Annotated in this window: 19 protein-coding genes; 10 read left to right on the top strand and 9 right to left on the bottom strand. The window is 70.3% G+C overall.

Annotated features, from left to right (window positions below):
• Positions 1–71 precede the first annotated feature (71 nt).
• The 5 genes from G6O69_RS10445 (at position 72) to G6O69_RS10425 (ending at position 5,946) form a co-directional block, all read left to right on the top strand.
• Entirely contained in the window at positions 72–1,706 is a 1,635-nt protein-coding gene (locus G6O69_RS10445) for a hypothetical protein (protein WP_172303365.1), read from the top strand.
• Positions 1,707–1,751: 45 nt separating this feature from the next.
• Complete coding sequence (locus G6O69_RS10440; RefSeq protein ID WP_255216214.1) at positions 1,752–2,579, top strand: methyltransferase domain-containing protein; 828 nt, start codon at positions 1,752–1,754, stop codon at positions 2,577–2,579.
• A gap of 42 nt (positions 2,580–2,621) precedes the next feature.
• On the top strand, positions 2,622–3,719 hold the full coding sequence (locus G6O69_RS10435) for a hypothetical protein (protein ID WP_172303363.1): 1,098 nt from the start codon (positions 2,622–2,624) through the stop codon (positions 3,717–3,719).
• Positions 3,720–3,791: 72 nt separating this feature from the next.
• Positions 3,792–4,430: a hypothetical protein gene (locus G6O69_RS10430; RefSeq protein ID WP_172303362.1), complete on the top strand. Its 639-nt coding sequence runs from the start codon at positions 3,792–3,794 to the stop codon at positions 4,428–4,430.
• 46 nt (positions 4,431–4,476) lie between these two features.
• Positions 4,477–5,946 carry an ABC transporter substrate-binding protein gene (locus G6O69_RS10425; RefSeq protein ID WP_172303361.1) on the top strand — a complete coding sequence of 490 codons (1,470 nt, stop codon included), beginning with the start codon at positions 4,477–4,479 and terminating at the stop codon, positions 5,944–5,946.
• A 934-nt stretch (positions 5,947–6,880) separates the two neighbouring features.
• On the opposite strand, the gene G6O69_RS10420 is transcribed toward G6O69_RS10425, so the two are convergent.
• Genes G6O69_RS10420 through G6O69_RS10390 form a run of 7 tightly spaced genes read right to left on the bottom strand, consistent with a single transcriptional unit; the run spans position 6,881 to position 14,961 of the window.
• On the bottom strand, positions 6,881–7,270 hold the full coding sequence (locus G6O69_RS10420; protein WP_172303360.1) for a response regulator: 390 nt from the start codon (positions 7,268–7,270) through the stop codon (positions 6,881–6,883).
• Positions 7,271–7,273: 3 nt separating this feature from the next.
• On the bottom strand, positions 7,274–8,845 hold the full coding sequence (locus G6O69_RS10415; RefSeq protein ID WP_172303359.1) for a protein-glutamate O-methyltransferase CheR: 1,572 nt from the start codon (positions 8,843–8,845) through the stop codon (positions 7,274–7,276).
• A gap of 21 nt (positions 8,846–8,866) precedes the next feature.
• On the bottom strand, positions 8,867–9,931 hold the full coding sequence (locus G6O69_RS10410; protein WP_172303358.1) for a chemotaxis protein CheB: 1,065 nt from the start codon (positions 9,929–9,931) through the stop codon (positions 8,867–8,869).
• Positions 9,928–11,988, bottom strand: a complete 2,061-nt coding sequence (locus tag G6O69_RS10405; protein WP_172303357.1) for a response regulator — start codon at positions 11,986–11,988, stop codon at positions 9,928–9,930. Before G6O69_RS10405 ends, G6O69_RS10410 begins: the two co-directional genes overlap by 4 nt.
• A complete protein-coding gene (locus G6O69_RS42055; protein ID WP_172303356.1) occupies positions 11,985–14,129 on the bottom strand; it encodes a methyl-accepting chemotaxis protein in 2,145 nt (714 codons plus the stop codon). The genes G6O69_RS10405 and G6O69_RS42055 overlap by 4 nt, the downstream gene beginning before the upstream one ends.
• Entirely contained in the window at positions 14,126–14,515 is a 390-nt protein-coding gene (locus G6O69_RS10395) for a hypothetical protein (protein WP_172303355.1), read from the bottom strand. The genes G6O69_RS42055 and G6O69_RS10395 overlap by 4 nt, the downstream gene beginning before the upstream one ends.
• Positions 14,512–14,961: a chemotaxis protein CheW gene (locus G6O69_RS10390; protein ID WP_172303354.1), complete on the bottom strand. Its 450-nt coding sequence runs from the start codon at positions 14,959–14,961 to the stop codon at positions 14,512–14,514. The genes G6O69_RS10395 and G6O69_RS10390 overlap by 4 nt, the downstream gene beginning before the upstream one ends.
• A 394-nt stretch (positions 14,962–15,355) precedes the next feature.
• Between G6O69_RS10390 and G6O69_RS10385 the strand changes: the two genes are divergently transcribed.
• From G6O69_RS10385 to G6O69_RS10365, 5 genes are all read left to right on the top strand, one after another.
• On the top strand, positions 15,356–16,159 hold the full coding sequence (locus tag G6O69_RS10385) for an SDR family oxidoreductase (protein WP_172303353.1): 804 nt from the start codon (positions 15,356–15,358) through the stop codon (positions 16,157–16,159).
• Between the two features lie 222 nt (positions 16,160–16,381).
• Positions 16,382–16,894 carry a hypothetical protein gene (locus G6O69_RS10380; protein WP_172303352.1) on the top strand — a complete coding sequence of 171 codons (513 nt, stop codon included), beginning with the start codon at positions 16,382–16,384 and terminating at the stop codon, positions 16,892–16,894.
• 62 nt (positions 16,895–16,956) lie between these two features.
• On the top strand, positions 16,957–17,850 hold the full coding sequence (locus G6O69_RS10375; RefSeq protein ID WP_172303351.1) for an STAS domain-containing protein: 894 nt from the start codon (positions 16,957–16,959) through the stop codon (positions 17,848–17,850).
• Positions 17,851–18,122: 272 nt separating this feature from the next.
• On the top strand, positions 18,123–19,277 hold the full coding sequence (locus G6O69_RS10370; RefSeq protein ID WP_176396754.1) for a hypothetical protein: 1,155 nt from the start codon (positions 18,123–18,125) through the stop codon (positions 19,275–19,277).
• Positions 19,274–21,721 carry an SPOR domain-containing protein gene (locus tag G6O69_RS10365; RefSeq protein ID WP_172303349.1) on the top strand — a complete coding sequence of 816 codons (2,448 nt, stop codon included), beginning with the start codon at positions 19,274–19,276 and terminating at the stop codon, positions 21,719–21,721. The genes G6O69_RS10370 and G6O69_RS10365 overlap by 4 nt, the downstream gene beginning before the upstream one ends.
• A 231-nt stretch (positions 21,722–21,952) precedes the next feature.
• Here G6O69_RS10365 and G6O69_RS10360 read toward each other — a convergent pair whose 3' ends face one another.
• Both G6O69_RS10360 and G6O69_RS10355 read right to left on the bottom strand, forming a co-directional pair.
• Entirely contained in the window at positions 21,953–24,721 is a 2,769-nt protein-coding gene (locus tag G6O69_RS10360; protein ID WP_255215757.1) for a hypothetical protein, read from the bottom strand.
• Positions 24,722–24,898: 177 nt separating this feature from the next.
• A complete protein-coding gene (locus tag G6O69_RS10355) occupies positions 24,899–26,362 on the bottom strand; it encodes a sugar transferase (RefSeq protein ID WP_176396753.1) in 1,464 nt (487 codons plus the stop codon).
• Between the last annotated feature and the right edge of the window lie 72 nt (positions 26,363–26,434).

Genomic DNA, 26,434 nt, shown 5'->3' with positions numbered 1-26,434 from the left:
CACTATCGGCCAGCGTCGCGTGGCGGTGCAAGGCCCACCCGCGGGCGCTTTGTCGTCGTAAGCTGGACGACGTGCGACGTCCGACTGCGCCGCTGTGTGTCGGCCTGGTGACCGCCCTCGCTTGCGGGTCGGGGGACGAGTCCGAGGCGGGCGACGAGCTCGGGGCCGGAGAGGAGAGCGGCGTCGAGCTCCCGCCCACCCCAACCTTTGGCGCGTCCGAGCCCAGCGTCGAGCTGAGCGCGGACCAGCGCGAAGACCTGCTGCTCCCAGTCGAGGGCCTGAGCGCCGACACCTACGCCGAGCTCGACGGGCAGCGCTGGCCGCTGCTCGGGGCGATCGACGACGAGGCCCCGCTGTGGCGCGAGCAAGACGGGGCGCACCTGCGCCTGCCCCTGAGCGGAGCCCTGTCCGCGGGGGATCACGAGCTCGCCCTGGTCACCCGCTTTCAGGGCCAGTCGCTGCGCTCGGACCTGCTGCTGACGGTGCTCCCCAGCGAGCCCGGCCCGCTGAGCGCGAGCCTCGAGGGCGAGGCGCTGGTCGACGAGCTCCCCGCCCAGGCCTGGCTGCTCGCCCAGGGCCGGGGCGACACCTCCGTGCTCGCGCTGGCCACCGCGGCCGAGGCGAGGGTATGGCTGGGCGCCCCCGCGGGCGCAGGTCAGCTCGTCGCGCTCCCCGGCCTGAGCGAGGTCGAGGCGCCCGAGGGCAGGGTCGCCTTCACGCTGCTCGAGCTCGAGTCCGACGGACACGCGCGCCAGCTGGTCGCCGCCTGGCTCGAGGGAGAGCCGCCCACCCGCGCGCTGGTTCAGCGCTGGCCAGTCGACGAGGCCGGGACCGTGCTCGCTCCACCGAGCGCCGCCGCGGTCGCCTGGGACCTCGAGGACGAGGAGCTCGACGCGCTGCTCGGGCCCCACGAAGGCAGCGCCCTGCGCGAGCTGGGGGTCCTCGAGCGCAGCGTGATCCTCGGGCTGTGGGCCCCCCGCGATCTCGACACCCCGGGGCCTGGAGATCGCCTGCTCGCGACGCGCTGGCTCGACGCCGAGCTCTCGCTCCAGGCCGCCCAGCTCCAGCGAGGCAGCGGCGGCCGCGACCTCGATCACCTGGCCGCCCTCGTCGACGCCCGCCTGGCCCCGATCTCCCCCGCGCCCCGGCTGGCGCTGCGCCTCGACGCCGCCTTTGCCATGTCCATGCGCGCCAGCTTGGCCGGCCTGGCGCAGATCGACGAGCTCGAGGCCGGCCCCATCGTCGCCCCGGGCGAGCGCCCGTGGCTGCGGGGGATCGAGGGCGGCCTCGGGGCGCGCTTCGTGGTCGCCGGGCCGGTCGATGGCGCGAGCGCGCTGCGGGTGTCCGCGGCGGATCTGTGGCGCGAAGAGGGCACCAACGCAGACCTCGAGCTCCCGGCCCCGGCCAGCGCCGCGCCGAGCCCGGTGATCATCGCGGGGGTCCCCACCTTCTTGGTGCCCCACGCCGACGCGGCGCCCGTGTCCGCGCTGCGCTTCGACGGCGGCCTGGGCGAGGACGCCGGCGTCACCTCGCTCACGCTCGAGGGCCTCCACTGTGACGCGATCGCAGCCTGGGCGCGAGCCGAGCGGGCCGAGCAGCTCGATGATCTCGATGATCCCCGCAGCCTCGAGGGCGCGCCGATCTCCTGCCTGCACGAGGGCGCGCTGCACATCGGGGACATTCGTCACACGTCCACGGGCGAGTGAGTCGCCACGCGAGCAGCGGGCTGCTAGCGTCTCGCCGTGGCGAAGATGAACGAAGATCCCGCGGCCTACTGGAACCATGAAGCCGGCCCCAAGTGGGTGCGGGTCCAGGGGATGATCGATCGCATGATGGCGCCGATCTCCGCCGCCTTGATCGCGGCCAGCGAGGCCGCCGAGGGGGAGCGAGTGGTCGACGTCGGCTGCGGCTGCGGCACGATCTCGGCGGCGCTCGCCGATCGCGTCGGGGCCGAGGGTCACGTCCTCGGCCTCGACATCTCCGCGCCGATGATCGAGGCCGCCATCGCCCACCGCGAGGGCCGCCCACAGCTCGAGTTCGTCCTCGGCGACGCGCAGACCCACGCCTGGCCGGGACCGGGCGCGGACCTGGTGACCTCGCGCTTCGGCGTGATGTTCTTCGTCGACCCCGCGGCCGCGTTCGCCAACATGCGCCGCGCCCTGCACCCGGGCGGGCGCATGGTCTTCGTGTGCTGGCAGCCGCCGGCGGCCAACCCCTGGCTGACCTTCGTGATGCGAGCCTTCCCCGAGATCGAGCCGCCCACGCCCTCGCCCGACGCGGGCCCCGGGCCGTTCAGCCTGTGCGCCGAAGGTCGCGTCCGCGAGGTCCTCGGCGCCGGGGGCTTCGAGGGGATCCACGCCGAGCCGGTGATCTGCTCGCTGAGCCTCGGCGAGAGCGCCGAGAAAGCGCTCGAGGTCGTCCAGGAGATCGGCCCGTTCTCGCGGCTGCTCCACAACACCCCCGAGCCTCAGCGGCCGGAGCTCATCGCGCGGGCGCGCGCGTTCTTGACGGCCGAGTACGCCGAGGGCGTGCCGAGCCTCGACGCCGCGATCTGGCTGGTGCACGCGCGCGCGCGCTGAGAGTCGGTGGATCCGGGCTGGTCAGCGCTCTAGACTTTCGCCGTGAACGCCCGCAAGCAGACGCTCCGACGCACCCTGGCCATCGGCGCGGGCGTGCTCGTGCTCGCCCTGGGCGCCGCGGCCTGGTCGCTGTGGCCGAAGGTCGAGGACATCCCCGAGCAGCTCGAGGAGATCCCTCAGGAGGTCTCGATCGCCGACATCGAGCTCCCCGCCCAGGGACCCCTCGAGGCGCTGCGCCTGGGTGACCTCCAGGGCAAGAAGGTGTTCTTGCTGATCGAGGGCCGCGAGAGCATGAGCGGCGGCGAGGGCAAGCTGCTGCGCCGCGCCCTGCACCGCTGGCAGCTGCCCGAGGACGTGGTCGGCTTCGCGATCGGCGAGGCCCCGGCCGGCGCCGCCGTGATGAAGGGGAAGATCGAGCGCGAGTTCGTGGGGCCCATGCGCGAGGAGCTGCGCTGGCCGGTCTACGTCGACTTTGGCGAGACCCTGAGCGCGGCCTTCAGCCTGCCCAAGGGCCACCTCGGCCTGGTCATCCTCGACGAGCGGGGCGAGCCGATCGTCCGCCACGCGGGCGACGTCGACGCGAGCGAGCTCGAGGAGATCCGCGAGGCCCTCGGGGCGACGGAGCCCGAGCCGGGGCCGCCCGCGCCGGACTTCGCCGTCGGCGAGCTCGACGAGCGCGCCTGCGAGGGCCGGTCTTGCGTGCTGGTCTTCCTCGATCAAAAGGTCCGCCGCGACGAGATCCCGGGCCTCGAGGAGGGCGGCTTCGAGGGCGACATGAAGCAGGTCTTCGACCAGATCAAGAAGCCCTCGGTGCGCCTGGCCCGGGTCCTCGCCACCGACTGGCAGGGCGACGAGGCCACGGCGCGGATCCGCGGCGCGGTCGTGGGCGAGGCCGAGGGCTGGACCGTGGACGGCTGGAGCTTCGTGCCAGACGCCGGCGAGGCCGCGGCGCTGCGCGAGCGCTTTGGCGTCGAGGACGGCCAGGCCGCCATGGTGATCGTCGACGACGAGGGCCGGCTGGCCTTCGCCGAGTCCGGACGGATCCCATTTTGGAAGCTCTCGCTGGCGGCGGATCTGCTGGGCATCGAGCCCAAGGAGTACGGCCAGCGCCGGGACGAGGCGCAGGCCGAGCCCGGCTGAGGCCGCGCCAACCGAGCCGGTCGATCGCGGCCGGTGGATCGTGCGCCCCGAAATTTCGCGTAGACTCTCGCCGTGCGACGCGCGATCGAGCTCTCGGCGTTTGTCTGTCTCGGCCTCACCGGCCTGCTCTCGTTGACCGCGGCCTCGGGTTGCAGCGACGACTCCGAGGGGATCGACGGCCAGACCGACGACGACGGCGACAACGACGGCTCGGGCAGCGAGGACGCCCAGGAGGGCGGCGAGGGCTCGGGCGAGGGCAGCTGTGATGTCGCTGAATGCCAGGCGAGCTGCGCCGAGGAGATCGACGCCTGCGGCGATCCCTGGGTGGGCAGCTGCGAAGACGGCGCCTGCGTCTGCGCCCCCGCGGGCACCTGCGAGCCCTGCGTGGAGGAGGAGTGCGAGACGTGGATGCTGTGCGCCACCGAATACGGCGAGTGCAGCTACGGCTGCGGCAGCACGCGAGAGATGAGCTGGGCCCCGGCGGCCAGCTGCGTCCTCGACATGGACGGCTTTCCCGCCAGCTTCGCCGACGTTCTGCGGATCACCATCCTCGACGTGCAGCAAGGGGTCGAGGGTTCGGGCTGCGAGGACCCCGAGGTCGACTGGGTGTGGGCCGAGGACCTGTCCACGATTACCTTGTGCCCCGACTTTTGCGCGCTCTTCGAGGAGGCCGGCACGGTCACCCTCGAGTGGACGGTCCCCTGCGAGTGAGCGTCGCTTTCCCGGCGGGGGCGGCTTTGGTACCACCGTCGCGCGAGTGAACTGGCGACCTAAAAATAGTGGCCCCGAGTCGACCCTGCGCGTGGGGATGATCGGCGCCTGGCAGGGCCTCGACCCCTGGGAGGCGCAGGAGCTCGCCGGCGTCGTCGTCCGCAACCAGTGCTTCGAGACGCTCTACACCCGCAACGCCGGCCTGCTCGCTGGCGATCGCCGCTACCTCGCCGAGGAGCTGCGCGCCGACGGAGCAGGGATCGGCGACGCTCGGCGCTTTTCTCTGCGCCTGGCCGAGGGCCTGCGCTTCTCCGACGGCAGCCCGGTCGAGCCCGAGGACGTGGCCGAGTCGCTGCTGCGCGTGGCCCCGCTGCGCGCGATGGCGGTGATCGGCGCGGGCGCGGGGCGAAGGGTGCGCTTCTCCTGCTACGACCCCGACGCCCTGCTCGAGGCTCAGCTCGCGCAGATCTGGAGCGTGATCGGCCGGCGCGGCCCCGAATTTTGGCTGGGCACGGGCCCCTATCGCATCGTCGAGGAGCAGCGCGGCAACGTCGGCCAGGTCCTGGTCCTGCACAAGAACCCCAACTGGATCCCCACCGGCGCGACCACGCCGAGCATCGAGCGCGTCGTATTTCGCACCTTCCCGGTCGACGCGGACGGCCAGCCCACGGCCTTGCGCGACGCGATCCAAAGCGGCGAGATCGACTTCACCTCGATGCTCCCGCGGGAGATCGCCAAGGGCCTCCAGGGCGTGCGCAAGGTCTACCAGCCCGGGCAGAGCACGGCCTTTTTGGCCTTCAACTGCGAGCGGCCGTGGCTCGACGAGCCGGCGGTCCGCCGGGCGCTCTCGGCCGCCATCGACCCGTGGGCGATCGCTCGCCTGAGCCACGACAACCCCGCGGCCTTCGCCGCCCGCGGCCTGCTCCCCCCGGCCATGGCCCCGGCCAAGCGCAGCTTGCCCAAGTACGGCCAAGAGCTCGCGGCCGCGGCCTTCGCCTCCCTCGGCGCACGACGCAGCAACCTGCGCATGCTGACGGTCTGGGGCCCGCGCCCCTACCTGCCCAACCCGCGAGCGGTCGCCCAGGCGATCGCGGCGCAGTTCGCCAAGTTCGATATCCGCGTGGAGATCGAACAGGCCAGGAGCGCCGCGGACTTCTTCGACGGCCTGCGCGCGGGGGAGCACGACCTGATCTTGTCGGGCTACATCGCCGAAACCCCCGACCCCGTGGACTTCATGACCGCGCTGCTCTCCTCGCGGCGCATCCCCAAGCCCACGGCGCCCATGGCCGCGACCACGAACATCGGGCACTACGCAGACCCGGAGATGGACAGGCGGCTGGCGGCGGCGCAGCGCGATCCTGCCGCGCTGGCGCGGGTCGACGAACGCTTCGAGGACATGCGACCGCTCGTTCCGCTGATGTATGGGGCGAGCGTGGTGGTCCACTCTTGGCGGGTCCAGAACTTCGAGCTGGATCCGCGGGGGATCCCTAGTTTTGCGGAGCTGTCCTTGGATTAGGGGTCCTGCTCGGGTCTTTTGCGATGGTAATTGCTTCGGGCGTTACACCGCGGCCTGTTCGGCACAAGCCTTCCCACCCCTGCGCTCTCGCCGGGTCGCGCGCGACCCCCAAACGAAGCCGCATAGCCGGCTCGGTGCTCGGCGCGGGCCCCTTCCACTCGAGCGGCCTGCTCTACGCCTGCGAGCGACATGCCGGTCCTCGCAGGCGAGGTGCTCGTTCATGTCTGCCAGCGCAATCTCCCGACGTTTCGCACAAGCCCTCTTTGTCCCTTCAGCTCAGAGCCATCCTTCACCTTCACGCCCCGATTCGGAGTCATCCTCCACGTCTCCGGGGCGGAGTCACCCCTCGAAGAAGAGGCGCACAAAAGGGACAGCAGGGGACCCTTCATGCGAGTTTCGCGCACACAACAGCACCTTCGGAGCCACTACCCCCATCAATGTAGCCATCTGCTCCGCCACAATTCCCCAAAGTCAGCGAGCCTGTCTGAGCAGGAAGGGTCCCCTGCTGTCCCGTGCGCCTGCACCTTCGTCAACGACCCCCTCCTAAAAGGACGCGCCCCCACCACAAATCCCCAAAGTCAGCGAGCCTGTCTGAGCAGGAAGGGTCCCCTGCTGTCCCGTGCGCCTGCACCTTCGTCAACGACTCCCCTCGCAAAAGACACAACCCTCCACGTCTCCGGAGCGGAGTCACCCCCCGAAGAAGAGGCGCACAAAAGGGACAGCAGGGGACCCTTCATGCGAGTTTCGCGTACAAATCTACACCTTCGGAGCAATTACCCCCATCAATGTAGTCATCTGCCTCGCCACAAATCCCCAAAGTCAGCGAGCCTGTCTGAGCAGGAAGGGTCCCCTGCTGTCCCGTGCGCCTGCACCTTCGTCAACGACTCCCCTCGCAAAAGATCCCGAACACCCCCTTCTAAAGAACCCGCAAAAACTAACGCCGCCGACTAGCAAGCACACTACGAATCACATCGACGAGCTCACTACTATCCTCACTCTTGAGCGCCCCCCCATCCGCCCCACAAGCCCGGATCGTCGCCGCCAGCTCCGTACGACTGCGGTCGGTGTAGAGCAGCATCGGACAGTCGTGCACCCGGTTGCGGTGGATGATCTCCACGAGAGTCGACCCCCCGAGCGCAGGCATACCAATATCCAATACCACCACGTCTGGCCGCAGCCGCGCGACGAGGCTGGTCACGCCCAGAGGCTGAGAGCAGGTCTCGACCCCAAAGCCCGCCTCCTCGAGGGAGTCGGCCACGAGCTCGAGGACGATCTCACTGTCGTCGACGACCAGAATCAGCGGCGTGGGTTGTTCCTCGGTCATGGCTCAGCTCGTGGACTCGTAGCGCTGGCGGACGAGCTCGAGGGCTTCGGCGCGCCAGCGTGGGAGGGCTCGGCTCAGGGCCTCGCTGGCGATCCAGCGCGGGGGCTCGGCGGCGCGCAGGGCTCGGTCGAGCTCCGACCAGCAGCGCCGCGCCGCTCGCCAACGGCCGAGGTGCTCGGCGCTCAGGGCCGCGAACAAGGTCGCCGGCCACAGCTCGGGCTCCATGCAGCACGCGCGGCGCAGGGCCTCGCTTGCTGCGTGGGCGTCACCCTCCAGGTGGTGGACGACGCCCAGCCACAGCAGCCCCTCGGCGATGGTTGGATCCTCGTCGAGGATCGTCTCGAGCAGCGCCTTGGCTTCTTCGAGATCCCCGGCCTCCACGGCCTCGCCCGCCCGGCACAGCTGCTCGAGCTGCTCTTCGCTCGGTGGATCGGGCGGGGCTGGGGGACCGAGCGGCTCGTCGAGTTCGAAGGCCTCCGAGATCTCGGCCATGCGAGCCTGGACGGCGCCGCTCGGCGTGCGCAGGGTGCTGGCTTGGACCACGCCGCTCGGCGTCCGGATCCCGCCGCGCTGGACCGCTCCGCTGGCGACCCGCTCCGCCGCGCGATGGACCACGCCGCTCGAGGGCCGCGCGCTCCTGGCCTCGACCGCCCCGCTCGAGGGTCGCGCAGCCTTGGCCTGAACCGCTCCGCTGGCGAGCCGCTCCGCCGCGCGCTGGACCACGTCGCCGCCCGGCTCATCCGCGCCGACACGCGCCGTGCTCGGGGCGCTGGGCTCGTCCGCGCCGTCCTCCTGCCTAGGCAGCCTGGCCCGGGCGACGGCCTCGATCTCGTCGAGCTGAAAGAGCAGATCTCCCACCCCCAAGAAGAGCTGGCCGCCCTCGTCGAGGCTGCCCCGCAGGCCCGCGACGATGGCGTGGGCGCGCTCGCGCTCGAAGTAGATCAGCACGTTGCGGCAGCAGATCATGTCCCAGCCCCGACCCGTCTCCGGACGCGGGGGAGGGTCGCAGAGGTTGTGGCGCATGAAGGTCACGCGCCCACGCAGGCGGTCGGTGATCCGCCACGCGTCGGGTCCGGTGGCCTCGAAGTCCTCGCGCAGCGGCTCCGGCAGCTCGCGCAGCGCCCACGCTCCATAGACGCCGGCGCGGCCGCGCTCGAGGCCGAGCTCGTCGATGTCGGTGGCGAGGATCTCGACGGGGCAGGTCAGCGCGTCGGCGATCAGCGCGATGGTCCACGCCTCCTCACCGTTGGCGCAGCCGGCCACCCAGACCCGGACCGGGCGCGGCGGGCTGTGCTCGTGCAGGTGAGCGCGCAGTCGCTCGCGGATCTCCGCGAGCTGGCCAGGATCTCGATAAAACCAGCTGTGGCCGACGGTGACCGAGTGGAGCATGCGGCTGCGCTCGCCCTGGTCTGCGCGCAGGCGCTCGAGGTAGCCGCGCTCGTCCACGCCGAGCTCCCCGGCGCGCCGCTCGAGGAAGCGCGCCAAGGTGCGACTCATGCCCCCACGCTCGCCGTCGAGGCCGTACTCCGCGCGCAGCAGCGCGAGCACCTGGGCGTGGACGTCCTGCGCGCTCATGTCCCCATGTCCCGAGGGTTCTTAGCTCGGGTTCATGTGCTCGACGAGGCGCGCGGCGATCCCCCGGGGCGGGAGCACCTCCATGGCGGCCTCCATCGCACACGCGGCCCCCGGCATCCCCCAGACCGCGGCGCTGTTGCGGTCTTGAACGAGGGTCAGCTTGCCGGCCTCGCGCATGGCGAGCAGCCCCTTCGCGCCGTCTGTCCCCATGCCGCTGAGCACCACGCCGACGTGCTCGCCCTCCCCCGCGGCGAGGGAGCGGAACAAGACGTCGATGCGCGGGCGGTTGGCCTCGCCCGGGCGACACGGGCGCGCGCACAGCTTCCCACCTTCGAGCAGCAGGTCGTAGCCGCCCGGCGCGAGCACGACCATGCGCGGCTCGGGGTCCACGGGCTCGTTGGCGATGTGCACGTAGTAGCCACTGCGTGAGCGGATCAGCCGGGCGAAGGCCGTGACGAACTCCGGCGGGAGGTGCTGGGCCACGGCGATGCAGCCGGTGAACTCGGGGGTCAGGCGATCGAGGATCTCGAACAGCGCGTTTTGTCCGCCCGCCGAGGAGCCCAGCCCGATGATCGGCAGGCGCTTGCGAGCCGCGCTGGCCCGCGCCCCGCTGCTCCCCGCGCCGCTGCCCCCCGCGGCCTGATCCGCAGGCGCCGGGCTCGCCGACTTGGCCCGCGCCCGCCGCGGCTCGATCCGCGAGACCTCGACGCCGGCGAGCTTGCGGACGCGAGCGCGCAGCTCGCTCGCCGCCTCGAGGTCCTCCGAGGGCGCCTTGCGAGCCAGGGCCAGCGCCCCGCGGGTGGTCGCCTCGAGGGCGAGGTCCTGCTCGCGCTCGTCGAGGCTGGTGACCACGATGATCGGCTTGGGTGAGCGGTCCATGATCGCCTCGATGAGCTCGAGGCCGGTCATGCCCGGCATCTGGATATCTACGGTGACCAGGTCGATCTCGCGCTTGGCGAGCTCGGCGAGGCCGGCCCGACCGCCCTCGGCCATGGCGACGACCTCGATGTCTCCGTCAGCCTCGAGCTGATCGGCGAGCAGCTCGCGGCAGATCATCGAGTCGTCGACGACGAGCACACGAATCATGATGAAACCTCGACAAAACGGGATACTGTGCGCAAGAGATCCTCCTGCTGGAAGGCGGACTTGACCAGGTAGGCGTCGGCGCCGAGCTCCGAAGCCCGGCGCCGGTCAGCGGCCGAGCCGCGGGTGGTGACCATCACCACCGGGAGCTCGGAGTCGCGTTCGCGGATGCGTGAGAGTAAGCCGAAGCCGTCGAGCGCTGGCATCTCGACGTCGGTGAGCACCAGATCGGCGGCGAAGCTGTCGAGCATGCTCAGGGCCTGGAGGCCGTCGTTGGCCACGCGGACGTCGAGGCCGGCGTTGGCCAGCAGCTCGAGCATGAGCTCGCGGATGATCGGCGAGTCGTCGACGACCAGCACCCGGGGCTGGGTGGTCGCGGTCGCCGGCGCGGTGAAGCGCCCGCCGACCCGGCCGTGGCGACCGAGCAGCGCGGCGGGCTCGAGCAGCAAGACCAGGCGGCCGTCGTCGAGCATGGCGCTGGCGCTGGCCAGGCCGACGCTGGCCAGGGTCGGCCCCAGCGGCCGGCGGAAGAGCTCGAACTCGCCGACCAGGGCCGGGCTGGCGATCGCCCAGCGCCGCCCCGCGTGCTCGCACAGCAAGACCTCGCGCTCCTCGGCCTCGACCCCGACGCCCAGCAGGCGCGCGAGCGAGAGCAGCGGGAGGTGCTCGCCGTCGACCAGGGCCGTGGGGTTGCCGGCCTGCTCGCACAGCGCGTCGCGCAGCCGGACCACGTGCTCGATCCGCCGCGAGGGCAGGCCCCAGAGCACGCCCGCGAGCTCGAGCACCAAGATCCGCTCGCGGCTGACCGTGGCGGGCACGCGGACCACGAAGCGCGTGCCCCTGCCGCGCTCGCTGCTCACGGTCACGTGGCCGCCGAGGCCCTCGATGATCCGCCGGACCACGTCGAGGCCGACCCCGCGGCCGGACAGCTCGCTGACCGTGCGCGCGGTCGAGAAGCCCGACTCGAAGAGCAGGGCCAGGAGCTCGCCCTCGGGCACCTGCGAGGCCGTGCTCGCGTCGAGCAGGCCACGCTCGACGCCGCGGCTGCGCACGGCGTCGAGGTCGATGCCCTGGCCGTCGTCGGACAAGCTGAGCTCGACCTCCGCGCCCACGGCCCGCGCGATGATGTCGAGGCGGGCCTCGGCCGGCTTGTCGCCGCGCGCCTCGGGGGCCTCGATCCCGTGGTCGAGGGCGTTGCGCAACAGGTGCAGCAGCGGCTCCTCGAGGCGCTCGAGCAGCGAGCGCTCGAGCTGAGCGTCACCGGCGTCGACGCGGATCCGCACGCGCTTGCCGAGCTGCTCGGCCAGCTCCACGGCGTGGCTCGACAGCTGCTGCAGGGCCGGCTCGACGCTGACCAGGCGCAGGCCCCAGGCGAGCACCGCGAGCTCCTCGACCTCGCGCTGGGTCTGGCCGAGCTCGAAGCCCTCCGCCTGGCTGGCGTTGGTCCGCGAGCGCAGCCCGGCCAAAGAGATCCGCAGCGACTCGAGGCGCTCGCACAGCTCGTCGATGGCCGCGGTCGGGACCATGGAGAAGCTCGGCGCCGGCTCGAAGTGATCGGAGACCGGCTCCGGCGGCTTCCCGGGCCGCTCCTCGCCCATGACCCGGTCGCCAGCGCGGTCGTCATCGTGCTCGTCCCCGCCCCCGGCCGCGAGCCGGGCCTTCTCCGCGAGGGCCTCGAGCTCGACCTGGTCGAGGCGCGCGAGCAGCTCCCGCCCGCGGGCGAGGTCGGCCTCGGCCTCGGGGCGCTCCTCGAGCGGGCCCTCGAGCAAGCCCTGGATCAGCCCCAGCGAGTCGGTGACCAGGGCCAGGGCGCGGTCGCTGGGCGAGCGCCCGAGGCCGTCGACCGCGTCTTCGACCGCGTGGGCGAGGGCCGCGAGCGAGACCAGCCCGAGCATCCGCGACTCCCCCTTGAGGGTGTGCAGCTCGCCGCGGACCGTGGCCTGGTCGTCGCCATCGAAGGGCCGCGGGCGACCGAGGAGCTCGTGGATCCGCGTCAGCCTGGCCAGGGAGCCGGCCTTGTAGCGGGCCAAGAGCGCGGCCCTGCGCCCCGCGCGACTCACGAGCGTCCCCCCTCACGCTTGGCAGCGCTCTCGTAGACTCCGCTGCCGTAGACCCCGCTGCCGTAGACTCCGCTCTCGTAGACCCCGCTGCCGAGGAAGCGCATCGACGAGCCCGAGTGGCTCTCGCCGCGGACCTCGAAGCGGCCGATCAGCTCCTCGAGGGTCGCGGCCTGGACGCGCAGCCCCTCGGCGGCCGAGCGGGTCTCGGTGATCGCCTCGCCGATCTGCACGATCACCTCGCCGACCTCGCGCACGCTCCGGGTCGCCCGCTCCGTGTCCTGGCTCTGGCGCTGGGTCTCCGCGGCGATCTCCCGCGCGGCCTCGGCCGTGCCCTCGGCGAGCTTGCGGCTGCGCTCGGTGACCATCACGGTGCTCCCGCTCGCGGCCTTGATGTCGGCGACCAGCTCGCGCACGTCGGTGACCGTGCCGGTGACGCGCTCGGCGAGGCGGCGCATCTCGGCGGCGACGAGCGAGAACCCGCGCCCGGCCTCGCCGGCCCGGGTCGCCTCGAGCGAGCCGTTGAGCGCGAGCAGGTCGCTGCGGTCGGCGATCTCGCGGATCAGCTCGAGTAGCTCGCCGATGCCCTTGCTGCGCTCGTTGAGCTCGTCGATCTTGCGGCTCATCTCGTCGGTGGTCGTCAGCGTGCCCTCGGCGTTCTCGAGCACGCCCGTGGCCGCACCCGAGACCTGCGAGGCGGAGCTCGCCAGCGAGTCCATGACCTGACCGAGGGAGCGCATGCCCGCGCTCTGGCGGTCCGCGGCCCGCTCCTGCTCCGAGGTCGCGGCGTGGATCTCGCTCGCGGCGGTGGCCAGGCCGATCGAGGTCTCGCGGATCTGGAGCACGACCTCGTGGAGCTGCTCGACCATGCTGCGAAAAGCGTCGGGCAGCTCGCCGGCGCCGACGATCGCGACCGAGAGGTCCCCGCGAGCCACGGCCTGCGCCCCGGCCGTCAGGCTCTCGAGGTCGTCGAGCACGCGGTTGACGTTGGTCGTCAGCGTCCCGACCTCGTCGTTGGTGACCTGTGGCAACCGGCCCATGGCGCTCAGATCTCCAACCTCCGAGAGCCGCCGCGCCGACGCGCTGAGCCGACGGATCGGGTCCATGAAGAAGCTCGTCATCGCGGTCACCGTGGACAGACCCCAGATCAGCACGACGATCAGGGTCATGGTCAGCAGCACCCAAAAGCGCGCGTGCGGCGGGTGGATGCTGCGCCTGGCCAGCAGCCAGCCCCCCTCGTCGAGGGCGACCGCGATCGCGACCTCGTCGGTCTCGCGCTCGACCAGGGCCAGCAGCCGCGGGCCCTCGTCGATCACCACCAAGGAGGCGGGCAGCTCGGACACGCGCTCGAGCTCGAGCGGGTCACGCTCGTCGAAGGCGTCGGCCCACAGCAGCTCGGCATCGGGCCCGCCGCCAATCGCGAGCTCGACCTCGCCGGCGAGCTCACCGAGGGCGCGGGCCCGGGTCGCCTCGAGCTTGGAGATCCAGGTCATCGAGGACAGCCACAACAGCGGGCCAGTCACCAAGATCGCGCCGACCAGGATCAGCCGCCTGGTCAGCGAGACCTGGACGCCCTGCGGGACCTCGGCGCGGCGCTGGAGCTCGACGAGCAAAGCCGCGCGGTGCTCGGCGATCATGGTTGCGATCAGCGGGGAGAGCAGCACCGGCGTCCCAAAGGCGACCGCGGCGATCTGTAGCCCGGCCGCGGGGAGCTCGGCGGCCTCGAGGCCGATCAGCCCCGGGAAGGCCCACCAGACCAGGGCCGTGAGCGCGACGTAGTAGCCCACCCAGCCGGCGGTCAAGTTGAGCGCCATCTTGCGTGGCAAGCCGGCGAGCGCGGACTCGGCCGCGCGCAGGGTCTCGTCGTCGAGCTCGCTACACGCCCCCCGCCACGCGCGAAGCGGCGCCAGGGCCAGACCCAGCTGCGCGAGCCAGGCGAACAGGCGCAGGCCAAAGAGCAGCGCGCACAGCAAGAGCGCGCGGCTCAGGTCGTTGGTCCCATAGAGGGTCAGCCAGATCGCGACCAGGCTCACGCCCACAAAGACGTCGAGGGCGAACACCCGCGCGGCGATGAAGCCGAGCAGGCCCGCGCCGCGAAGCTCGGCCCGAGTTTCGCGCCGAGGAGCCTGGACAGCGGCGCTCACGGGTGGCTGTCTTTCGTGTTGGCGAGCCGTGGATCACAGACCAGCGTGGGCGTGCCCTCGAGCTCGACGAGGCCGACCACGCCGGCCTCGGCGGCGAAGGGGCGCAGGAGCTCGGGCAGCGCCATGACCTCGACGTCTTCGATCAGCCGCATGCTCGCCGGGACGCGCACTCGGGCGCCCTCGCGCAGGACCAGCACGCGCTGCTCGCCCCGCTCGGTGTGCCCGGCCTGCCCGGCCTGCCCGACCCGCTCGCTCTCCTCGCTCAGACCCAGGCCCGCGAACAAGCTCGGCGCCTGGGCGTCGCCCTCGAGCTCGACGCGCTCGACGAGCTGCTCGTCGAGGCCCAGACGCAGCGCGTCGCCTTCGATGAGCAGCAGCCGGCTCACGCCTTCCTCCTCAGGCTCTGGACCCAAGCCTCGATGTCGAGGGCCAGGGCGATCTGCTCGTCGAGGACCAGCTCGCCGTAGGCCGGGAGGCCGAGGTCCGCGGCGTGGACCGGCGCCAGCTCGGCGCCCGGCCGGGCCTCGCGGACGCGGTCCACGGAGAGCACGACGGTGTCGTCGCTGAGCCCGATGATCAGGTTGCGCGCGCGCGTCTTGGGCACGGTCAACGCGGGCAGCGAGAGCGCTCGCCCGAGGTCGAGGACCGCGAGGGCGCGGCCGCGCCAGGCGAGCGCGCCCGGGACCGCAGGCGGTGCCTTGGGAATCGCTACCCAGTCGCGCGGCCCGGTGACCTCGATGACCACCGTGGCGTCGATCGCCAGAAGGTGTCCGCCGAGCTCGAAAGGCAGCAGCGCACGCGTCGGAGAGTTGGAGCCGGCGTCCGCAGACATCGATACCCGAGCCCCAGTGTACCACCGTGCCCTCGTGACCGTCGCGTCGAGGATGCAGACGCGAACTCGGCCTCACACGTGGGCCCTCGCCCCCTCCGCGCAGTGAGCGACTGCGCCCCTTTGCGATCACCTGCGCCCCATGCACGCGCCCCCTCTCGCGCCGCGACGCCGATCTCGACCGCGCCATCTCGACTGCCCCTCGCGGCCCCCCCTCGCAGACCCCCCCTCGCGGTCGGCCCCGGTCCACCAGACCGCTGCAGCACATCACAGCTACATATCTGCCGCGATCGAAGATTATGAATCGAAGCCGCGACTCGTGCCCTGTCTCTGAGAGACGTTTTGGGGCTCGCCCCAATTCCTGGACGACCCAGGGTCTCACGTCTAAAACCGCGCCATGAGCCAGACATCGACGAGCACCACCACCCCCTTTGATCTCAACGCCAAGGTCGCGATCGTCACTGGTGGATCCCGGGGTATCGGCTTCGCCACGGCCATGGCGCTGGCCCAAGGTGGGGCCAAGGTCGTGATCGCCTCGCGCAAGCCCGAGCCGCTCGAGCAGGCCGCCGCGCAGCTGCGCGAGGCGACCGGCGCCGAGGTCCTGGCCGTCCCCGCGCACACGGGTGACGACGCGGCCGTCGAGCGCGTCGTCGCCCGGGCCTGCGAGGCCTTCGGCGGTGTCGACGTGCTCGTCAACAACGCGGCCACCAACCCACACTTTGGCCCGCTGCTCAGCGCCGACGACAGCCACTGGGACAAGACCTACGACGTCAACGTCAAGGGCTACTTTCGCATGGCCAGGGCCTGCGTCCCGAGCATGCGCGAGCGCGGCGGCGGGCGGATCATCAACATCGCCTCGATCGCCGGGCGCCGCGTGCAGCCGGGGATGGGCATCTACTGCATCTCCAAGGCCGCGGTCATCATGCTGACTCAGGTGCTCGCCGTCGAGCTCGCGGACGCCCACATCAACGTCAACGCCCTCACCCCGGGCTTCGTCAAAACCAAGTTCTCGAGCGCGATCTGGGACAACGAGGCCCTCGGCAAGGCCGTGCTCGAGGCGATCCCCCAAAAGCGCATGGCGGACCCCGAGGAGATCGCCAACCTCATTCGCTTTCTCGCGTCGAGCGAGAGCAGCTTCGTGACCGGTTCGATCATCGACATCGACGGCGGTCAGCTCGCGGCGTCGGGTGTAAACCCCTGAGCCCGCCCCGAGGCGTGCTCGGCTCGTTCTCGACCCACGCCCCGCGCGCGTGCCAGAGGCGAGGGTCGAGAACGAGCCCCGCGACGAACATCGAGCGAGCAGTGAGCAATCGACGTTCGCGTGATCAGCCCTCGCGCGTCGCCCAGTCGACGGTCGGCCCCCGAGCTCGCGAGCGAGAGTTTATGTGGACGACGCCAGCGACGACGCGATATGACCGCTTTCATGGACAATGAAAAAGCCGAGTACAATGGAGCCTCGCTCAGCTCTTTCATTTTGGCCCTGGGCCACTCTCGGAGCGTCACCCAAAAGATCCTCGCCGACGTCGGCGTCGACCGCATCGACCCCGAGCGCTGGTACGACTTCGACTGGGCCATGAACATCTACGACAAGATCGCCGCCGAGGTCGGGCGCGGGGCGCTGATCGAGGTCGGCCGCAAGATCATCGAGGCCGCGGCCTACCCTCCGGAGCTCGACAGCGTCCAGAGCGTGCTCATGGCCCTCGACGACGCCTACCGCCTCAACGTCCGCGGCCCCGTCCCAGGGCGGATCGTCTGCACCCTCGAGGACGACTACTCGGCGACCCTCGACTGGAGCCTGCTCGGCCCCTGCGCCCTCAACATCGGGATCATCGAGGGCTCCTGCGCCCGCTTCGGGGCCAAGGCGCTGATCGAGCACGGCGGCGAGGGCTGCATGGACGAGGGCGCCGCGGCCTGTGTCTACCACGTCAGCTGGTAAACCCAGGGCAGCGCATGAGCGAAGCGTTCGACAATGCCAATCCAGCGAGTGAGGTCTCGACCATGAGCGAGGCGCCCTCGAGCGGCGAGTTCGACCCCGGGCACCTCGCCCAGCGCGCCCGCGCCGAGCTCATCGAAGCCCTGGTCACCAAGCTGTGCGCGCGCAAGTCGGGGACCTTCGCCCGCGGCGGAGAGGCCCTGCTGCGCGAGCACCTCGCGGCCATCCTCGCGGCCATCGCCCAGGACCTGAGCCAGGATCGGCGCGACGCCATCCGCGGCGCCACGCAGCGCTTCATCGCCGACTACCTCGAGCTCGACTTGACCTTCTTCGACCTGCGCAGCTTCAGCCAGAGCCTGCGCGAGCGAGTGCTCGAGCACCTCGGCCACGGCGAGCTGCGCGAGCAGGGCGAGGCGCTGCTCTTCGACATGGTCCTGGTCTCGAGCATGCGCTTCATGGCCCGGCGCGACGAGCTCGCCCAGGTCGAGACCGCCAAGCACGACCTCGAGCGCGTCGAGTCTCAGCTCGCCGAGCTCGAGGCCGCCCTGGCCGAGAAGACCCGGCTGCTCGACGTCCTCCGCCAGGCCTCGACGCCGATCGCCCCGGTCAGCGAGGGCATCTTGGTGGTCCCTCTGGTCGGAGCCTTCGACGCCTTCCGGGCCGAGCTGCTGACCGAGAAGCTGCTGACCGAGATCGGCCGCGTCCACGCGCGCACGGCCATCCTCGACATCTCGGGCGCGCCGGTCCTCGACACCCAGGCGGCCCACCTGATCATCCGCATGTCGCGGACGGTCCGCCTCCTCGGCACGCGGCTGATCCTCGTTGGGATGTCGGCCGACAACGCGCGGACGATCGTCGAGCTCGGCGTCGAGCTCGACGAGATCGAGACCTTCGGGACGCTGCGCGACGGCCTGGCCAGGGCGCTGCTGCTCCAGCGCCTCAAGATCACGCCGATCTAGGAGCCCGTGCTGAAACCCAACACGACACCTCGCTTGGTCTTTTCGCCGAGGGCTTTGTCGCCAAAACTGGCAGTACGCCCGGTACAGCGGCGTTTTGGCTTCGCCCCCTCGGCGAAAATCCCGGCGCGAGGAGCCGCGCTGGGTTCCACCACGGGCTCCTAGGAGCCCGTGCTGGATCGGCTCGGCTCGGCCCATGCGATCCTCATGGACGTGGCCCTGGCCCGAGCCTGGACACAGACGATAGAGTTTACAAAGTGACGCTTCGAGGCGACTTGAGCCACAGGAGAGTCCTCGGCATGCTGCTGTCGGTGGCCGGCGCCCAACCCGGTTGCCTCGGCGAGGGGGAGCCGGACGACTCGAGCACCCTGGCTCGCGACGACGAGACTCTCCTCGAGTGCGACGAGTCTACCCCCTACGACTGGCGTCAACCGACGACGCCCCCCTCGAAGGCCGAGACCCCTCGACCGACGACGCTCGAGCCCCGTCCTCTGCGGGCAGAGGCTGCGACAGGCCCGGCGGCCTACTTCAACATCGACGACCAACGCCTCCTCCGCTTGGACGGCGAGGGCTGGCGTGAGATCTGGTCCTCGACCTTCCGGGCCTTCGTCGAAGGCAGGGACGGCGAACTCTATCTCCATGACGACTCGGGCATCCACCGCCTCGCAGGCGCCGCCTTCTCTCCGGTCCTGAGCTTCGACGACGATCCCGCCCACGGCCTCGCCGCCTACGAGCAGCTCGCGGTCGGCCCCGAGGGCGCGCTGTGGTTGCTCGACGACGATCTCGCCCGCGTCGCCCGGATCCACGCGGGCGAGATCGTCGAGTGGAGCGAACCCGAGCACAGCGGCGTCGAGGCCCACGCCCTGCGAGGCATGGCCGTCGACGGCCGCGCCAGGGCATGGGTCGTCCTCGATCACCGGCACGGGATCCTGCACAAGCACCCAGGCCAGTGGTGGGCGCGGGTTCAGGGTACCTCGATCACGCCTGAGCCGAGTGAATTTCGCGCTTGGGTGGGCGACCGAGAAGGCGGCCTGTGGCTGCTGACGGATCGGGAGTTGATCTTACTGGTCTCGCAAGGCCCGAAAGCGCAGCGAATGTTGTCCGGCGGCGTCGCTCTCTTCGCCGACCTCGATGGCGGGCTGCTCGTGCAGGGCCAAGGCTGTAGCCTCCTGCGCTTTGACGCGGCGTTGGCAGATGAGCCGATGGAACTCGACACGACGGCAGGGGAGTGCAAGGGCCGGAGGCTGCTCGCTCTGGACGGGCGCGGGCGAGCGTGGCTGAGCTCGCCCGACCAGGCGGTGCTCGTCGTGACCCCCGAGGGCCAGCACCACTCGCTCGAGCCTCAGCTCTTCGCCGGGCGCACACCGAGAGCCGCATTCGTCGAGGGAGTGGGCCCGGAGCTGCCTGCTCTCGTAGGAGAAAATCGATGAGGCGAGCGCCCCTCTTCCTCGCATGCGCGCTGGCCTCGCTCGCCTGTCGCCCCGCGACGACCGGAGACTCGTCCGGCGAGGACGAGTCGCCGGTCGCTCGGCCGCAGCCGAGCCCGCCGGGCTACGGTGACGCGCTCTATGTTGTCGGCGGCTCGAAGGGGCGCGAGCGAGTCTACCGCCTCGACTCGCAAGGCTGGCACCTGCTCGAGGAGCCCGCGGATGCCTCCCTCGCCGAACACCCCCTGCTCGACGGCCAGCTCCACCGCGACCCGAACGGGCGACTCTACGTGTTGACCCACAGCCATGTGCTGACGATCGACGGGGGCGAAGCACCCGCGCTCCGCGTCTACGCCGAGCTCCCCAGTCACGAAGGCGCGGCAGTCAGCGACTTCGCGGCAGGCCCCGCCGGCGAGCTCTGGCTCCTGCAGCGAGTCGCCGGCGGTCAGCGCCTGCTCCGCTACGAGGGCGGTCGTTGGTCGCCCTTGGCGATCTCTCGGCTCTCCGGCCCCCTCATCACAATCACCGTCGACCGTCAGGGGCGGCTGTGGGCGAGCGCGGGGTACCTCGTCTTTCGAGCCACGGACAGCGGGATCTTGCGTGACCTCGACACCTTGGAGGTCGGGGATCTGCCGATCACCGCCCTCGACTTCTTGGCCGAGGGTGATGGACTGGTCCTCGCTCGCGGTGACGAGCAACTCCTGCGCCTCGACGGCGAAGGCGCCGTGATCGAGCGGAGCGAGCTCGGAGGTGAGGTTCGCGGGCATGAGCTGCGCCAGGCTGTGAACGAGTCCGGGAGCGTCATCCTCGGCAACGACGCCTGCGCTCTTCGCCTGTTGGGTGCCGGCGCTCGCGAGTGGACGCCCGACGGTTGCCACTGGCTGGGCGCCCTCGCTCTCGCCAACTCCGGACGCATGTGGCTCGACACCGACGAGGGGCTGGTCGCTCTGTCCGCCGACGGGGGGATCCTCGCCCGCAGCGGACGCCCGGACTCGGTCGTCGATCTTGCGCTCACAGGAGAGGGTCCTCCCTTCGACGAGGGCCCGCCACGCGATCGACTCGGGCCCACGGGGACGCTACCGAGCCTGGGGCCCGCGGCGCCGCGGGGGTACAGCCTCCAGCTGGCGAGCAAGTCCTCGCAGGAGGCCGCTGAGGCCGCGCGCGACCGCGTGCTCGCTCGCCTCGAAGAAGAGGTGATCGAGCTGCCGGCCCACGTCCTGCACCGAGGCGAGCTCTGGGTGGTGATGCTCGGTGACTATGAGGACGAGGAGCGAGCGGAGGTGCTGCGCCCCTTTGCCCGCCTGCTCCTCGGCGAAGGCGCTGTCGTCCGCGAAATGTCCAAGTTCTGCTCCTCGGCCACCGTCGTCGCCAGGGGAGTCTCGCGCTGCGGAGGCCCGGGATCGAGGGCGGAGGGAGCGACGAGACTGCGCGCCAGCGAGCTCACACATCGACAGGATCCGCTCCAGCCGAAGGGCCGCCTGACCATGCCCCCGGTGCGGCTCGCAGCCGCCGAGCGCCCACGCGAACGGCCCACGCGCCCCCCGGCGACGCAGCTCGCCCTTCTCGTGGCGAAGCCCGATCCCGGCGCGCTCCAACACCGCCCCGATCGCATCGAGTATCAAAGCTGGCTGTGGCGCCCCACCGGGCCCGGCGATCCTGACGATCCTGGCGCCACCGGGGGCACCGAGCCCGAACGACGAAGCGGGGTCCTCGTCGCCGAGGGATCCTCCTGGTGGGAGCTACGCGTGAGCACCGAGACCCTCGAGCTACCCCTGTGTCCTTGCGGAGATCGAGGGCCCGTCGAGAGCGACGAGCAGATCGAGCTCTCGGCGACCGTCATCGAGACGCGGCGGGAGGGCACAGAGGAGTGGCGGACTCTGCTCGGGACCGAGGCCTACCCCCAAAGCTGCGTCCCCGCGCGGGAGGACTTCACCCTCGATCACACTCTCGTCAGCGTGGCGGGATCCCGGATCTTCGTGGTCCAGGACCTCGCCTACAATGAGTGCGGCCTCCACCCCGAGCACCGCACCCAGCTGCTGATCCGTGAGCCCGAGGGCGGGCGAGTCCTCGCCACCGACCTGCTCGCCGAACTCCCCCCTCGCCCCCTGGAAGACGCCTTGCGCGAGCTGAGCCTGGAGCTCCAAGCGAGCGCCCGCGACGACGGGGTCGAGCCCACCCAGGGGAGCTGGTGGCCCCACGACCTCGACTTCTTGGCGCTCTTCCCCGCCTACGACCGGCGCGAGGCCAGGGCGACGCTGGTGTACGGACTCGAGGTCGCCTACACCGAGTCGCGGGGCTGGTCCGACTACCTATACGCCGAACGAGGGAGCGTGGTGCTCGATGACATGTCCTCCCTCTATCCGCCGGAGGACGTGCAGCACCTGCTAGCCAAGGTGGACGCCGAGGGCGGAGTCGTCATCGGTTGGTCGCGTCAGCTCCTCCCCTAGGAGCCCGTGGATTGAGCTGCGGACACGTGCGTGTGTGGAGCGGCGCGGCGTTGTCCGATCGGGTCGATTCGTGGGTCGCCGGCGATCCGAGCGGAGGGACGAGCGAGCTCGATGACGCCATCCCCTCGCCATCGCGCTGCCTCGCAGGGTCTTCCTGGGGCGGTCTTGCGGCCGCACCGTCAGCCTTCGCACGGGCCTGCCAACCGGCAGGCCCGCTCGAACACGCCCCGCTCAGTTGGCCGGGTCCGCGGGGTCGTTGCCCCACAGCAGCTCGTCACCGTCCCGCTGCCCGTCGCCGTCGCGGTCCACCCCCATGCGCCAGCCCGAGCCCGGCGGCACGCAGGTGTAGGTCACCGGCGCGACCAAAGAGAACATCCGCAAGTCCGTGTAGCCCACCGCAGGCGAGCCCGCGAAGCTCGTCGTGAACGCCCCATCCTCATAGTAGAAGCCGAGCTCCAGCGGTCCCAGCTGGGTCTTGGCGATCAGCTCGCAGGCCCCCGCCTCGGCCTGGTCGCGCAGCAGCTCGATGCGCGGGCCGGCAGCCACGAAGGTCTGCAGCCGCGAGGTCACCTGCTGGCCCACGCTCGGAAACAAGTTGGTGTCCATGGCGAAGATGAACTCGGCGACCTTCTCCATGGTCTCGAAGTCCTGGAAGCCGTCGGGGTAGATCGCGAAGGCGTTGAAGAAGCGCATCGGCACGTCCTTCGAGCCGTCGTGGGTGAAGCCGAAGCTGCGGACCTGGTCGCCCTTGTGCGCCGGATCGTAGAAGGCCAGGCCCTCGCGGTTGAAGAAGAAGTCGTCGTCCGGGAAGCCGAAGGTCCCGATCTTCGTGTAGAGGTTGCGCAGGTGAGGGACCTTGAAGGTCTGTGAGAACTCGGCCAGGAGCAGCTGGCCGTCGCTGCCAAAGAAGCCCGGATGCGCGACCCCGTACTCCGCGTTGCCGTCGCGGTCGATCACGTGGCAGTCCACGCAGCGAAACTCCAGCCCGTCGCCAAAGTCGTTGATGAACGACAAGTTGGTGGTGAAGAAGTCCTTGCCCTCTTGCTCGCGCGCTTTGAGCGAGTTGTCGAGGTTGCGGATCGGGTTGGGCGGATACATCACCTGGAGCTGGAAGTCGGTGAACGCCTGCATCTGCGCCGCCGTCAGCTCGTCCTCGCGTCCGACCAGGCCGGGGAAGGCCACGTTGAAGGCGTTGAAGGCCGCGACCTCGCTGAACGCTCCTGCGTCGGGCTGCGCGCTCACGCCCTCGCCGTGACGGTCGCCTCGCCAGTGCATCGGGCCGTGGTTGTCGAGGCCGCGCAGGCTCTGCGTGGTCATCGGCCCCTTCATCGGGTGGAAGTCCTCGTCGCCCACGCCGAGGTTGTTCTTGACGTTGTCGGGGTGCGGCGTGACGTCCCCGTCGGGATCGCCCAGGTCCCAGGACAGCTCGTCCTTGTCACCGAAGATGTGGCAGGAGGCGCAGGACTGGTCACCGTGGGCCGAGGTCAGCGCGGCGTCGTAGAGGAAGCGCCGACCGGCGACGATCGACGCGGGCTCGGGGTTGTGCAAGCCGAGGTGGTCGATCTCCTCGAGCGCGTCGGTGTCGATGGTCGAGACCCCGTTGTCGAAGCGGGTCATCACGTAGAGCCGGCCGCGGGCCTCGTCGAGCACCACCCCGGTCGGGCCGCCCCCGCTGACGGAGATCTGGTCGGCCGCGTCGGGATAAAAGGCGTCGTCCTCGAGCTCCGCCGTGTAGTAGAGCGCGATCTTGTCGTTGCCGAGCACGGCCGAGTAGATCACCTCGCCGTCGCTCGAGATCGCCATCTCCAGCGGCTGCGACACGCTCAGCTCGATGTCCGCGGCGTCGGTGCCACAGCAGCTGTCGTGGTCGATGTGCTTGTTGAGGTCGCGCGGGTGCACGCCGGCGTCGTCGAGCACGGTGATCCGGTTGTCGACGACGTGGCCGCGGACCGTGCTCTCGCCAAAGATCCCCGTGCCCTCGAAGCGCACATGGTTGCGCGACTCGGTGTTGGTCACGTAGACCTTCCCGCTGACCGGGTTGACGACCATGTTGAACAAGGTCGTGCCGACGTGGGCGAAGAAGCCCTCGTCCCCCTCGACCTGGGCCGGGATCGGGGCGTCCGCGTCGATCACGAACACGTCCTCGTCCGGCAGGTTGAACATGATCTTCTCGTCCCACTCCTTGCCGCTGGTGTCGACCCAGTGCTCGCCGTCGAACTTGACGATCAAGCTGAGGTCGGGCTGCGTCACCCCGGCGTGGTTGGTGTGGGGCAGGGGCGAGCTGTCGTCGCCGACGTCGCTGATCACGCCCAGGGGCACGATCGCGGTCTGGTTGCCGGAGTTGAAGGCCGCCGCGTAGACCCGGCTGCCGCTGGGGTCCACGGCCAGGGCGCGCGGGGTGTCGCTGAACAAGTTGATGATCGTCAGCGGCTCGCCGGCCATGCCGCCGCCGGTGGCCGCTGCATCGAACACCCAGACGTCGGCGCGGCCGATGCTCGGCGTGGTCAGCTGGGGCTCGAAGGGCGCGTTTTGACCGCGGTGCGCCGCCGTGATGAAGGCCCGCGAGCGCCCCGGCCCGGCGAACACGATGTCGCGCGGCTCGTCGCCCACGTGCAAGGTCCGATCGACCCAGGCGACCGAGCCCACCGTCCGCACCACGCTCACGCTGTCGGACAGGTGATTGACGACCCAGACTTCATTGTTGTTGCGCACCGCCACGGCGACCGGCTCGAGGCCGACGGCGACCGAGCCCGCGTGCTCCAAACCATCCGGGCCGACGTCGAAGATCTCCAGGCGGTTGTCCGGCGTGTTGACGACGAAGAGTCGATCCCCGCTGGGCGAGAGCGCCAGCGGACGGACCTGGCCGCTCTCGAAGGCCGTGAACGATCCAGCGGCTCGACCTGGATCCGCGCCCCCGGGGAGCGAGGCCTCGGCCTCCCCTCCAGCGAACATCAAAACTGACGCGAGCGAGACCGAACTCCACAGGGTGCGACGTAACATGGACACAACACTAGCGCATGAATCACAGCCCTTTTCGATAAATATGCGCACAATATCGTATCGAGACATCGATACGATATTGTAGGCAATCAGACTACAATAGGCCCTATTGCTCTGGCGATAGCTGACCCACGCCGCGCGATCGGGTCACGCAGATGGACGCAAAGGCCGAGGCCTTCACCGGCTGCCAATGCGCGCAGCCATGACGAACGCAGTGCGCAGCATGATGTCAAAGTCCATCAGGATGCTCAAGCGCCCGACATAGTAGAGGTCGTAGGAGAGCTTGAGAGCCGACTCGTCCACGGACGCGGCGTAGCCCTGATGGATCTGCGCCCAACCGGTGATCCCTGGCTTCACGAGGTGGCGGTAGGCGAAAAAGGGGATGGTGCGCTCGAGCGCTTCGACGATCTTGGGCTGCTCGGGGCGCGGACCAACCAGCGACATTTCACCGCACAACACGTTCCAAAACTGCGGAAACTCGTCAATTCGTGTCTTGCGTAACAAGCGCCCCAAACCAGTGATCCGATCGGCATCCTGGGCAGCCCAACGCTGCTCACTTCGCTCGATTACGCGCATGGTGCGGATCTTATAGATGCGAAAAATCCGACCACCTGCGCCAACCCGATCCTGAGTGTAGAAAAAAGGGCCTGGGTCGAGGAGCTTTTGCAATGGCCACAAGACGGCGGCCATGGGCACGAAGGCCAGGAGCCCCAGCCCAGCGACGCAAAGGTCGACGAGGCGCTTGCTGGCCAAGACGACCGGCCGGTCGAGTTGCTCGAAGGTGTTGAGTACCCAGCGCGCGTCCACGAGGTCGATGGGGACCTGTAGCGCGACGTTCATCCACATCGCGCCGGCCGTGTGCACGCGGACGCCCTGCGCCTGGAGCTGCGACATCGCTCGAATCTGCGCCTCGCCCAGACCGGTCGCGCCAACGACCACCACGTGGCCAAGCTCCTCATCGTGGCAAATGTCAACAGTATGCTCGAGGCTCCCGAGCACAGGCGGCTCGACGAGGCCTTCGGGTAAGGGCATTCCGAGGACCACGGAGCGCTCTGCGAGCGGCGCTGAATGCTCACTGTCTGATGCGATGGCCTCGTCGCTTCGAGACCCAGTATCGGGCCCAGTTTCGGATTTGGGGTCCGCTTTGATGAAGCCGCGAACCTCGTAGCGCGTGTGGGCGAGGCTGTTGAGGCGCAGGGCGAAGCGGCGCTCGACCGGGCCGTCGCCGAGCAAGGCGACGCCGATCCGCGGCCCCCTCGCGATGAAGCGGGCGTAGAGCAGGCGCCAGCTCGTCAGCAGCACGAAGCTCGTGGCCCCGATCAGCGACAGGCTGACCCGGCCGATCGGCTGGTACCAGACGAAGTAGGCGACCACGAGGGCGACCAGCGTGGTCGTGAGGCTGACCAGCGCGACGCGGGCGACCACCTGCTTGGGCTGGAGCAGCAGCGAGGTGTTGTTCAGACCCGTGAGGTAGGCCCCGAGTGCCGCGCTGAAGCTGGCCAGGGTCGCGGTGACCGTGGTGCCCACGAAGCCCAGGGTCGAGGTCGGGTGGGCGAAGATCTCGCGATCGAGCCACCCCGAGCACTCGACCGCGAGGGCCGCGAGCAGCAGATCGAGCAAGAACACGAGGACCGTCGGCATGGCAGGTCGGCGCGAAGTATACGCCCGTCACCATGACCGCCGGTGCCCGCTTCCTTCATTGACCCGCACCCG

The organism is Pseudenhygromyxa sp. WMMC2535, from assembly GCF_011083025.2.
The sequence above is the reverse complement of the archived record's forward strand: the minus strand, read 5'-3'. Positions and strand labels throughout refer to the sequence as shown.

Excerpts from the sequence above, each read along its gene's own strand:
- G6O69_RS10440 (WP_255216214.1), top strand. The coding sequence starts at position 1,752 with ATGAACGAAGATCCCGCGGCCTACTGGAACCATGAAGCCGGCCCCAAG.
- G6O69_RS10420 (WP_172303360.1), bottom strand. The coding sequence starts at position 7,270 with ATGACCGAGGAACAACCCACGCCGCTGATTCTGGTCGTCGACGACAGT.
- G6O69_RS10415 (WP_172303359.1), bottom strand. The coding sequence starts at position 8,845 with ATGAGCGCGCAGGACGTCCACGCCCAGGTGCTCGCGCTGCTGCGCGCG.
- G6O69_RS10410 (WP_172303358.1), bottom strand. The coding sequence starts at position 9,931 with ATGATTCGTGTGCTCGTCGTCGACGACTCGATGATCTGCCGCGAGCTG.
- G6O69_RS10390 (WP_172303354.1), bottom strand. The coding sequence starts at position 14,961 with ATGTCTGCGGACGCCGGCTCCAACTCTCCGACGCGTGCGCTGCTGCCT.
- G6O69_RS10385 (WP_172303353.1), top strand. The coding sequence starts at position 15,356 with ATGAGCCAGACATCGACGAGCACCACCACCCCCTTTGATCTCAACGCC.
- G6O69_RS10380 (WP_172303352.1), top strand. The coding sequence starts at position 16,382 with ATGGACAATGAAAAAGCCGAGTACAATGGAGCCTCGCTCAGCTCTTTC.
- G6O69_RS10375 (WP_172303351.1), top strand. The coding sequence starts at position 16,957 with ATGAGCGAGGCGCCCTCGAGCGGCGAGTTCGACCCCGGGCACCTCGCC.
- G6O69_RS10365 (WP_172303349.1), top strand. The coding sequence starts at position 19,274 with ATGAGGCGAGCGCCCCTCTTCCTCGCATGCGCGCTGGCCTCGCTCGCC.
- G6O69_RS10360 (WP_255215757.1), bottom strand. The coding sequence starts at position 24,721 with ATGTTACGTCGCACCCTGTGGAGTTCGGTCTCGCTCGCGTCAGTTTTG.
- G6O69_RS10355 (WP_176396753.1), bottom strand. The coding sequence starts at position 26,362 with ATGCCGACGGTCCTCGTGTTCTTGCTCGATCTGCTGCTCGCGGCCCTC.